Annotated in this window: 9 protein-coding genes; all 9 read left to right on the top strand. The window is 52.7% G+C overall.

Annotated elements, in window-relative coordinates:
- Positions 1-88 precede the first annotated feature (88 nt).
- Positions 89-604, top strand: coding sequence for a hypothetical protein (locus tag ABG996_RS05205; protein ID WP_347478846.1), 516 nt, complete (start codon positions 89-91; stop codon positions 602-604).
- Between the two features lie 140 nt (positions 605-744).
- Entirely contained in the window at positions 745-1,101 is a 357-nt protein-coding gene (locus ABG996_RS05200; protein WP_347478844.1) for a DUF2786 domain-containing protein, read from the top strand.
- Positions 1,102-1,185: 84 nt separating this feature from the next.
- Positions 1,186-1,422: a hypothetical protein gene (locus ABG996_RS05195; RefSeq protein WP_347478842.1), complete on the top strand. Its 237-nt coding sequence runs from the start codon at positions 1,186-1,188 to the stop codon at positions 1,420-1,422.
- Positions 1,423-3,699: 2,277 nt separating this feature from the next.
- Complete coding sequence (locus ABG996_RS05190) at positions 3,700-4,104, top strand: plasmid mobilization protein (RefSeq protein WP_347478841.1); 405 nt, start codon at positions 3,700-3,702, stop codon at positions 4,102-4,104.
- Complete coding sequence (locus tag ABG996_RS05185) at positions 4,091-5,914, top strand: relaxase/mobilization nuclease domain-containing protein (RefSeq protein ID WP_347478839.1); 1,824 nt, start codon at positions 4,091-4,093, stop codon at positions 5,912-5,914. The genes ABG996_RS05190 and ABG996_RS05185 overlap by 14 nt, the downstream gene beginning before the upstream one ends.
- Before the next feature lie 2 nt (positions 5,915-5,916).
- Entirely contained in the window at positions 5,917-6,423 is a 507-nt protein-coding gene (locus ABG996_RS05180; protein WP_347478837.1) for a hypothetical protein, read from the top strand.
- Positions 6,410-8,239, top strand: a complete 1,830-nt coding sequence (locus ABG996_RS05175) for a DEAD/DEAH box helicase (RefSeq protein WP_347478835.1) — start codon at positions 6,410-6,412, stop codon at positions 8,237-8,239. Before ABG996_RS05180 ends, ABG996_RS05175 begins: the two co-directional genes overlap by 14 nt.
- Positions 8,240-9,152: 913 nt before the next feature.
- Entirely contained in the window at positions 9,153-9,383 is a 231-nt protein-coding gene (locus ABG996_RS05170; RefSeq protein ID WP_347478833.1) for a hypothetical protein, read from the top strand.
- Entirely contained in the window at positions 9,383-11,689 is a 2,307-nt protein-coding gene (locus ABG996_RS05165) for a hypothetical protein (RefSeq protein WP_347478831.1), read from the top strand. Before ABG996_RS05170 ends, ABG996_RS05165 begins: the two co-directional genes overlap by 1 nt.
- The last annotated feature ends 11 nt before the right edge of the window (positions 11,690-11,700 follow it).

Genomic DNA, 11,700 nt, shown 5'->3' with positions numbered 1-11,700 from the left:
TTTCGCCGGAGCTAAAGCGACGCGCGGCGGGGTCGTGAGGTGCACACGCAAGGGGCGGTGCCGACGCCGTGCGGTTAGGAGGAGACAGATGGGCTACTACGCATGGGGTACCGGCGAAATTAAGTTTGCGTCCAAGGAGGAGCTCGAAGCCGCCGTAAAGGCGTTGAAGAAGATCCCTGCTAGCGCGAATTTCAAGGGCATCGAGAAGGATTACCCCGACCATGAGTCGTTCGAGTTCTGCAAGGCGATGTCTGAACTCGGGTTTTCCGCTGTCCACTCCAAGGATGATTTCTACCCCTATTCCTTCGATATCGAGTACGAATGGGACAAAATCGGGTCTTGGACGGAAGAGCCGTTTGAGGCGATCGGCCCCCATTGCGTCAAAAGCTATTTCAAGTGGAGCGGAGAGGACGGCGAGAGGTGGCTTGAGTCCGGGCTGCACACCGAGAAGGACATGCTCGTCGCCAGTTTCCCGGACGGTGGCGTTGAGTGCTCGAACGGCAGCATGTTCATCGATCTGACCTATGCCGACCAGAGGTTCCAGCTGTTCATCAACGTCAACGACTGGGGTGTCCCCACGTTCCATATCAGCCAAATCAAATAGATCCAATGCCGGGACGGTCGCCGTCCCGGCCTTTATTCCCCCGGCCACCGCCCAGGGGGAGCGCTCCGGCGCCGCCTAATTTCAAGAACAGCCAATGGCGGGGGCCTGCGAGCCCTCGCCCCACTCCAAAGGAGAGAACCATGAAGATCATCGACGAGAAGATCAGGAAGATCGTCGCCCTCATCGACGGGGCCGCGACCGAAGGCGAAGCGCGTGCCGCCTCGTTGGCGCTCCAGAGGCTCCTCGTTGCGAACAACCTTAAGTTGGAGGACATCAATCTGGACGATTCACCGGCAGAAGTCGGTGAGGAGGTTTGCGATCTCGGCCGTCGAATTCCCGAGTGGAAGAAAACCCTTGCACTTGTTGTTGCAGCGAACTACAGGTGCAGGGCCTACACGTCATATAGCAACAATGGAAGGACTGTCGTGTTCGTCGGTGAGGGCGAGGATTCCGTTGTCGCCTCGTGCTGCTTTAGGGCGAGCGCCAATGCGGCCTAGAACTGCTTCAGGACCTATTCCGCGCGAATGAAGGCCATGGGGTACGGGAATGTCTCACGTCAGAAGGGCGTAAAGGGAACGTGGATGCTTGGCTTCATCTCCGGTCTCAAGCGAGCCTATGCGGAGCAGGTCAGCAATGACGAGTCCATGGCGCTCGCGATCGTCGTCCCCGAATCCGTCAACCGTCACATGGATGGGATCGGCTTGAGGACGACCAAGATTAAAGTCAGGACTACTAGCGATCCTTATGTCAAAGCCGACGGCTATGAATCCGGTTATGGGTTCGGCAGAGGCGACAGAGTGACCGCCGCATCGGCATAAGACGAAATGCCGGGGCCGCCAAAAGACGGCCCCGGCATTTTTCTATTTAACTCGATCTAAAGGACAATGGGGCTCCGGTATCGAATGGGAAACCATTTATCGCCGGGCCCCATTGCCAGTTCGATCGTTAGACGAACTACTGAAATATGGAAAAGGTGAATACATGAACAATGGGAAAAGCGAACTACAGAATTACGTAATAACGACAAGTTGCAATAGCGTAAAGGCAGCAAACCGTAAAATGCGAACCACGAAACTACTGAATAGCAGAACTATTGAACATCGTACCGTTCGGTCCTGAATTTTGTCCGCAAGTGTCGTACGCTGCCGTACAAAACTGCGTTTTGCCCGGTAGCGTACCGCCGCCAAGGGCGGCGCTTGCTAGGGCTCTGCCCTAAAACCCGGCGCCTACGGCGTTACGTAGTTTCGGTCTTACATAGTTGCATTACTTCGTAGTTGCTCTTTGCCGCAATTACGCTATTGCATAGTTAAGCAGTTCACTCTTTTCGTTTTTCAGCTTCTCTACTGTCACGTTTTAACGTCAATGAGTTGATTGCCAATATTTTCATTTCGATGATTTGGAAAAATCGCCGGTCGTCAATCAATAATGAGCACGGCAAGTTCGGCTTCGCATTCGAAAGGCGCCGCAATAGCGCCGGATGGATGGACCGGACTCCGATCCTGTCGTTATTCACCTCATTACTTGATAGCCAAATTGGAGTCATTAGACCGACGGGAGACGGTTAGTCAATTTGACTCACGGCTTAGTTTCACTGGTACGTTCAGGCAGGAGCCCAGGGTCGCTGCTGGTCGTTCTTGGCGAAGGACATTGGCTAAGGTTTTGGGCGGGTGCGACCGGAACTTACATTCTTTGAATGTCCAATAGTGCCGTCTTGTTGCAACTGCATGGTAACGTTGTTCCGATATTTCGTTGTTACTAGGTTACGTAGTTCAGTTATGCAGCTATTGCACAATAAAGCTGTTCGCCTTTTACGTTATTCACCTTTTCGACTTGTACGTAACAATGCGCTGTAAATGGCCCAAACGAGATATCCGCAATCGGCTCCAGCCACCCGTCTTACCTTGAACTCTTAGGCAATACGTGTGGCGTGGGCTCATCGAGAAGCTCCGGATGAATTCCGATAGATAGACTGGTTCATTGTGTCGATCGAGCTGTAACTCTGAATAGCGATGACCGTTTTAGATGAAGGGGGCTACCCAGCGTCGCTCTTGGCTGTGGCAAGCCTTCCCCAGCTTCCGTATTTCAATTGTTCCCTTACTACGTTGTTTTGTGGTTATGTAGTTGCGTTATTGCACAGTTACTTCTTGACGTTAATGAGCTATTACCCAACACCTTCTTTTCGTTGATTTGGAAAGACATCGCTCGTCAATCAATTTTGAGCGCGGCACATTCGTTCTCGAACTCGCAGGACGCTGTGCAGTGCCGGACAGATGGGCCGGACTTCGATCCTGCCGCTATTCGCCTCATTACTTGTCAGCCAAACAGGGGTCATAAGGCTAACGAATCACTAAGCCTGTTTAAACCAAGGCCTAGTTCCCCGGATCGTTTAGGCGGGGGCGCGGTCGATGGTGTCTGTTTTGCCAACGGGCATTGTCTAGGGTGTGCTGGCGGGTGCGACTAGATTCCCTTTCTTTGAATGCTCAACAGTATCGATATGTTGAAGTTGCATTGTTACGTAGTTACGTTATCTCATTGTTACGTTATGCAGCTATGTCACAGTTCGGTTGTTCACCCTTGACGTTATTCGCCTTTTCGGTATGTACGAGACAATGCACCGTAATTGAACAAAATGGGATGTCCGTAATCGATTCCAGCGACCCATCTTGCCTTGAGCTCTTAAGCAAGACGTGACCCACAAGCTCGTCGAGAAACGCTCGGATGGATTTTGATAGAAAGGCTGGTTCCTTGTGTTAATCGAGCCGGAATTCTGAATAGCGATGACCTCTTTAGGTCGAGGACATTACTCGACGTTTCGGCTGACTGTGGCAAACGTTTCCCACTTTCCGAATTTCAATTGTTCCTTTATTACGTTGTTGCTTAGTTACGTAGTTACGCTATTCGGCTCTTACGTTGTTCCGTAGTTCGCTTATTGCATTGTTCGTTATTTCAGTTTGTTTGTAGTTCGGTAATGTCATAGCTCGGCAATGCCACAGGCATTCACCTGCAAAAACATTGGCACCGCATGTCACCAAGTTGTACGGCACGGTACGTGTCGCTGCTCTACGCTTGTTAAAGCATGAGTTAGGAGTCGGCGCATGGGTGAATTGTCCCGTGAGAAAAAGCCAAAAAAGGCCCGTATAGAAGCCAGGAGCACCGTTGAGGAAGCGGAGGCCATTCGTGCAATGGCAAACAGCCTCAACATGAGCGTCACTGAGTACATTCTGTACAAGGCGCTTTACGAGACCAATGCCTCATCAGGATCGACCTTAAGGGATATCTGGGACGAGCTCTTTACTATTTCGACGCAGCTGTCTGAGCTCAATTTAAACGCAAGGGCGATAGCGGGACAGTCGCGCGCCGCCGAAGCGAGAAGGCTGTCTATGGCCATATTCGCGGCAATCGATGCCGTCGAGCCGCGTCTGATGGATGCCTGCGAGCGTCTCTCGCGTGCAATCGAGGCTGAGTATCCGACTGAAAGGAGGCGTAATGCCCTTTCTTAAGACGCTTTCGGGTGGTGGGGGCAGCTGTAAACAGGTCGATGACTACCTTTCATTTGGGCATCGAAGCGCCGAAGACCATGAAGAGAGAATGGAAAAGTACCTTGCCGGAGATAAGTCCGCCTCGCGCTCCATGGCGTTCGGCCACTCTCCAGGTCTGCCCGACACCCCCTACGGATGGCATAAGGTGATGGATGCGACGAGAAAGAGATTCGGCAAGGATAAGCCCCCAGAGTGGTTTGAGAAGAAAAGGAAATCAAATCCAGATCTTATCTGGAGAAACTACTATCAGTGGGTTTTGTCGCCGGACCCCAGGGACCGCGCGTCGGCAGAGGAGGTTGGCCAACTCGCCCAGGAATGGTGTGAGAGGGTTTGGCCTGCCGATCGGGGCTGGCAGTGGATCTGGTCCGTACACGACGACAACGCAAGTGGCGTCATGCACGCCCACATAATTCTCAATGCTGTAAATGCGTCCACGGGTCTCAAAGTTCAGATTTCACCTGAGGATAGCGACATGCTCGACCATCAGGCTCAAAAGATCGGTGAGGAGCATGGAATGAATTACTTTCCCGACCTTGCTGATTGGCGCGCAGCAGTACGTGAGGGACGGCAGGCCCCTACGATTCAGTCAGTTCGCATGAGTGCGGCCGAGCGCTCACTTAGGCGCCGTGGAGGCCGAAGCTGGGTTGCGGAAATCAGAGATGCGATAGACAGGTCAATCGCAAACAGCTCCAACTGGGATGAGTTCGTAGAGAGGTTCGAGGCCGATGGCTTTACTGTCGAATGGAGTCGCAGGGGTATCGGTTATAGGCATCCCGATAGCGGCGGGCATGACAAGAAGGTACTTGCGTCTTCACTCGGTTCAAATTACGACGAGTTCGGCATTCGTGCCCGGCTGGGAATACCTGTTGATGTTGTAGCCGGGAATATCGAATCACGAATCTCCAGCCGCAAACTGAATGAGGCAAAGGCAAAGAGTCTTGGCTACACTCCGCGAGATAAGGGTTTTGACAATGCGCTTAAGTGGAGGATTGCATCCAAATCGAAGCGCGCCGGCATCGGCGCAATTAGCGCCGGGGTCAAAGCCTTGTCCGTCATTTCCGCAAATGGGTATAGCAGCGTCTCGGAGGTCGAGGGTGCCTTCAGGTCTCAGATGCTCAAGGTCGAGGCTATGGAGCATGAGGTCCATGAGATCGAGTCATCGATATCCATTGCGGAGGAAGTTCTCGAACGCTCGGAAAAGATCTCGTCTGCCAGGGTAAGACTTGCCGAGCTGGAGTCGTCAATTTCTTTTTCGCCGGCTGACAGGAAGGAGAGAAACGCTCTTTTATCCCAAATTGATAACGATACCGCTTTCTGCAGCGCGGCATTATCAAAGATGTCTGCCGATACATCGGAGGCTGAGCGCTATGCCGTCGAAGCGCGGTTAATCCTAGGCGGGCTGAGAGATAGGCTGGGTGAGCTCTCCGTGTCGCTCGATAGGGCGCGAGCTGACGCCGAGTCTCTAAATGAGTCTCTCGCGGCAATCGAGGGTTTTATTGGAGCTAGGACAGTGAGGGACCTAAGAGGAGTCCCCTCGGTCGGCGAGTTTCTAAGAAGGTCAAACAGGCGGAGACTCAGCGTCCCGACTTCCATCCAGACAAGAGACTTGATCGCTGTCGCGGCCGCATTGGAGTCGGCCGTCTCAAGGCGCATTCTTCAGGAGGGCAGTGACCGTATCGAGAGCATCAAGAAGGCGGCGAAATCGCAAATGCCTTCGGTTTACGTCCGTCCCGAAGCCGGAACGGTTTCCGAGAGAAAGAACACGGTTTAAAGATGAACACTTCTTCATTGAGGATTTACTACGAGACGGGATGTATCGACGAGGTGCATATGCCAGATCCGTCTTTTGAATCGGGCGTCGCTCTCCAGCGTGAGTACCTCGATATCTCCAATCCCGACAGCGGCATATATCTCGATAGGAGCTATAAGATGCCCGGGGGTGACAATGACGAGTATCGCGAGCTGTGTGACAGGATGCTTGTAGTGAGCTCGGACGACCTGGCGAGGGCCCTTCTCGTCGAGTCCCATGGTCTTGCCCTTCTCACGCGCGACCCTCTATCTGATTTCGATTGCGGTCTATCTATCACGCTGCCAGACCGCCTGGGCTTCAACGATGACGCCTGCTTGATGAACGAGGATTGGTATTTCAGAAACATCCAGAAACTCATCGAAAAGGTTCTTGCGATGGGACCCGCCGCGCACGCCGCGCTCGTCAACGGATTGGCGGCCGGTGTGGAAGGGCTTACCGTTGAGGAAGGCTGGAGTGATGGCACCCGATGAGATTGTCCTCAGGGACTATCAGCAGGAGTGTGTGGATATCTGCGACTCCCTCGAGAGCGGGTCGCATCTCGTGCAGATGGCAACGGGGCTCGGTAAAACCGTAACTTTTAGCAGGATCGCCCGGAAGGGTAGGGTCCTTCTGCTTTCACACCGCGAGGAACTGGTTACCCAGCCGGTTAAGTACTACAGCTGCCCGGTAGGCATCGAAAAGGCCGAACGGCACTCGCATGGCGAGGAGGTTGTCTCGGCTTCTGTCCAGACGCTCGCAAATCGACTCGAGAGAGACTTTGAGCCTGGCGAATTCGATATGGTTATCACCGATGAGGCGCACCATGCCCTAGCGCCGTCTTATCGAAAGATCTATGACTACTTGAGGCCGCGCCTCCACATCGGGTTCACCGCGACGCCGAGGAGGGGAGACGATCGAGGCCTCGGGGCGGTTTTCGACGATATCGTCTTTCAGAAAGATCTGCGCTGGGGAATCTCCAATGGCTATCTATGCGATATCGACTGCCGTAGAACCATCGTGGACTGGTCGACGAAGGGCGTCCGAACCGGAATGGGCGATTTCCGGGTAGGAGAGCTTGCAAAGCGCGTTGACCGCCCTGAGACGAACCGGCAGGTCGCGGCTGCATATAAAGAACTCCATATAGGCCAGACACTCATCTTCGCTTCGAGCGTGCACCATGCCTACTCGCTGGCCGAGCTCATTCCCGGCTCCGTGGTTGTCGATGGAAACACACCGGAAGATGAGCGCCGACAGATCATTGACGCGTTCACGGCGCGAGAGATTCCATGCCTCATCAACTACGGCGTTTTTACCGAAGGCACGGACATGCCACTCATTGAAACCGTATTGTTGGCCCGACCGACGAAGAACCCATCGCTCTACACGCAGATGGTCGGGCGAGGGCTGAGACTCTACACCGACCCCGTAACCGGCTATGAAAAGAAGTCCCTCAGGCTTATCGACTGCTTGGGCGTTTCTGACGATAAGAGCATCTGCACACCGCCAACTTTATTTGGACTCAATGAAAGTGATTTTCCCGACAGGGTTGGCAGGAAGCAACTCGATGGCTCGCTTCTCGATTTGGGAAGAAGAGTCGAGGAAGTGGAGGATTGTCCATCCGGTTGGGTGCTTACGTCGCGCAAGGTCAACGTGCTCTCTTCCACTGGGTCCATCGCGTGGGTCGTGCACTACAACGGCGATCGGAATATCGCCGGTCCCGGTGCATCCGACAGGGGGTGGCAGGTCACGCTATACAAGCCTGACCTTCTCGACTGTTGCACCGCGGATCTTACGAGACTGGGGGAGACCCAGCGCAGGTATTATAGGTCGCTTGATGTTGCCGAGCAGGACATACTCCTGTGGCTTGAATCGAATTATGAGACCTCGCACGATAGGGCCCTTTGGGACCGCGAGCGCGCGGCAAAATGGGCCGAGGACCCCGCTTCAGAGCCGCAGTTGGCTTTTATCAGGAGGCTTTTGGGTGATTCTGCAGGTGACCTAAATTACGATGACCTTACCAAGAGGGATGCGACGATACTCATCGAGTGCGCCAAGAGGCGCGCCCAGGAGACGAATCTAAGGAAATACGGAGTCTGCCCGCTGTGTGGGCGCGCGCTGAAGGTGTCTAAGTCCGGTAAGTCCATCGTCTGTGAATCCAATAGCTGGGAATATAGAAGCGGTTCATTTGTGATTGCGTCCGGTTGCGGTTTTCAGGTCAAGCGCTTTCATGAGCATGAAGAATATTCGCCTGAAAAGGCCATGAAATGGCCGGGCGTTAAGGAGCATCTTAAGGAGAAGCAGGGATGATTCCCCTCGTAGGTCCGTTTAGCGAAATTGCGAAAAGGCGTTTCGATCGGAATTGTGAGCGCGTTGCATCTGGTACCAGAAGTTCCACTGCCGTGAAATTGACGGTTGGTGTTCTTGTTGCCTCAGTGCTTATCTTCATATGCCTGGGTACCGAGGTCGTTAGAGAGGCTGCGATCGCAAATGCGGCTGAGCAGAAAGCGCAAGCAGACGGCGGCGTGTCTCTAAAAGATGAGAACCCGGACTATGTCGGTTGGCTTACAGTCGAAGGGACCTCGATCTGAACGCCCGTTGTCTCATGCCGCCAGGGTGACCCTAACGGTTTCTACCTCAATCACGGTTTCGATCGCCTACCGTCATTCTCCGGTTGTCCGTTTATAGCTGAAGGCTCATCGCCATCAAGTTCAAACATGCTCGTGTACGCTCATAACATGGGATATGGAACTCTAGGCTTTACCGAGCTCCAGAATTGTTATCGGACGGATTGTTTTGCAAATATTGGAGCCGTGGCATTCACGAATGTAAATGGCAATACCGTTCGCTATAGGCCTCTGTTTGGCATGAGGGTGCCTAAAAGCTTTGATCTGCTTCTACGGTTTGACTTTGCCGGAGAGTCAGACTTCAAGGCCTGGCAAACTTCATTGGCCGAGCACGCTAGCGCGAAGTCGGATTCCGCTGGTTCCGACTCTGTCGTCACGTTGGTGACATGCTCTTCAGCGATTGGCGGGGACCGGTATCGGAGCGTTTTGGTTTGCGAAAGGACTATTTAAGTCATGTGTGGCGCCATGGGCTAACGCAACGGCTGAAACGGTTAATAGCAATAAAGGTCCGGATAATCAATCTTGCATTTAGTATCGGGCATCTTCAAAGCACCTATATAATTAAATAATTAGTTAATTAATCAAAGGAGCTGTACATGCCAGATTCGTCCTCAATTAATGACAGCCGGATAGGGGTGCAACAGGGTGAGCCCCTTCGATCTTGTCTTTCCTCCACAAATCTTGATGACACAATTCGTACGACTCTTTCGCTGTCACTAACCGTTGGCGATAAGAAAAGGCTCAAATCTATGGCAATGAATAGGGGAATGACAATCGCAGCACTTGTGCATGAATGGATTGTTGAGTTTGCAGGGGAGGATAATTAATGGCCAAATTCGATACCGAGCGCGAGGGACAGATCAAGTTCTATGAGACGTTTATCCCAAGAGTTGACCCGGACTTGGATTTGGACGAAATTCTTGCAGATGATAATGATGGCGTCATCAACGGCAACCTCCTTGAGTTTAAGCTGATCGTCACAGACCTCAATGCCGTTCTATTCCAGTGCATCAAGTACCTCTCCGCCCGCCGCCTCAAGGGGAAGCCGGTCCCTGCGAGCGTTGTTATTGTCTCGCTCGAGGAGTCCGTTGCCTACGTCTATTGCTCCAAGGACTACCTTGAGCAGATCGAGACTGTCTACAATGGTCCCTCGTCCAAGAACAATAGTGGATTCACGGCTGGCAAGTATGCAGACAGACTGGACTACTCAGACCAGCTTGCTGCCGAGAGGCTTGTAAAGACGCTGAAAACCGATAACTATACGAAGACTCACATAGATGAGAATTGCATCGTTGGATGGGCGGAGGAATACTATCGCCTGAGGCCGGATGCACGTAAAGAACATTTCATTGGCGACAGCACCGGAAAGCATAAGGTCACCGGCGAGATTAGGCAGCCCAAGGTTTTTGCCCGATACTTGATTTCGTATACCGGGCAGACCAATGTCAAGTTCGACTACCTAATGGACTGTCTGAACGATTTCCTCCAGAAAAAGGACCTAGGGGCTTTTTTCACCCCGGAGCCCTATGCAGAAAGAGCCAGGGAGCTATTGGAGGAAGCCATCTCGCGAGTTCCATCAGGAAATGATTACGTCATTATCGATCGCTGTGCAGGCACGGGAAACCTAGAACGGGGTCTATCTGAAGACGTGCTGTCACATTGCATTGTGTCGACAAAGGAATACTACGAGTACAAGGTGTTGCAAGAGCTGATTGGCTCGAAGGTTCGCCACATCATACCTCCTATCGAGGCTGAGGACACCTTCGATGCCGGTAATGTAAGGGGTGCCGACGCTCTAACGCGGGAGTATGTCGAGAATCCTATCATCAGGAGTTATGTCGATGACCCGTCCTGCACGATAATCCTGTTCGAGAACCCGCCGTTCGCCGAGACCACTTCGATGGAGCATCAGAAGCGCGGCGAGGGAAAGAAGTCGTCATCTGGTTGGAAGGCCAGCTGGGTCGTCGAGCAGATGAGAAAGGCCGCGAAGGAGGATCCGTCGATCTCGGGAACGTCAACCAACGATATGGGTAACGTCTTCATCTGGTCTGCGTTTGAATACTATCTCCGGCAGCCGACCGACAGTTATGTTGTCTTTTCGCCTGTTAAATACTGGAAGGCCCAGGGGCTCGTCAAAAAACGCTTCATTGACGGCTTTGCCGGAGACAGATTCCATTTCCACGCAAGAAAACACTCATGCGTACTCGTAGCCCTATGGTCAAATGAGGATGCAACGGTCGATTCGTTCACGGTAGATGGTTTTGATATCATCAAGGGGAAACTCGGGCCTGCAGTTCCGCTGGATTTCAGAAGGATTGATTCGCTCTATAGTTCCCGTTACTACGACAAGCGCAAAATGGAAGATGACATCGACGGCGGAATCCTTCTGCAGAAAACCGGAGATGAGGCCACGACGCAGAAGAAAAGGCTAAAACCCCGCTGGAATAAGAACATACTTGGCTACATGGTCGTAGACGGATTTGGGTTCGACAACCCCGACCTTCATTCGATACTCGTCTCGGCCGGCATATTCAATGGCAATGGCTTCTATCTTCGTCGCGACAACTATCTGCAGAAGCTGCCTATGTTCGCCGCGTCCCGCTACATCTCCTATGACGGATCCTGGACTGAGCGCGGCCGCATCATGAAGTCGGCAGATGGAGCGGACAGGTTCCTGAAGGACGTTACCGCTGGCAAGTTAGACCAATGGCTGTTGAGAACGCTCCTGTTCACATGTATGGAGTATCAGAATCACATGCGGTCGTTCAAGGGCAGCGATGGTAGAGCCTACAGAAATGAGCTGTGCCTTGACACTACAAATCGCAGCACGGTGGCTTCTGCGGCACTAGAAGGGCTTCAGTGCGGCGAGCGTGAAAACGAGCTTCTGACGGCATGGACTAGGGTCTTGGAGGAAGCGAAGGAAACGACCCTATATGACAGGTCGCTCACGTATGGCCTCTATCAGATAGGCGAAGAGCTCAACACATGGCGTGAACCATCGAATGGGAAGAAGGGACGTATATATGATTACCCGTCGCTAAACGGGTCGATTCGTGCTCTTAAGGAACTCAACAAGAAGTACTACCTCGAGGAGATTGTCCCTAAGTTGTTTGAATACGAGTTTCTGAAATAGTGCATTAGTTG

The organism is Collinsella aerofaciens, from assembly GCF_039836695.1.
Taxonomy (GTDB): Bacteria; Actinomycetota; Coriobacteriia; order Coriobacteriales; family Coriobacteriaceae; genus Collinsella; species Collinsella aerofaciens_BD.
This window is presented reverse-complemented; position numbering and strand designations above follow the sequence as displayed.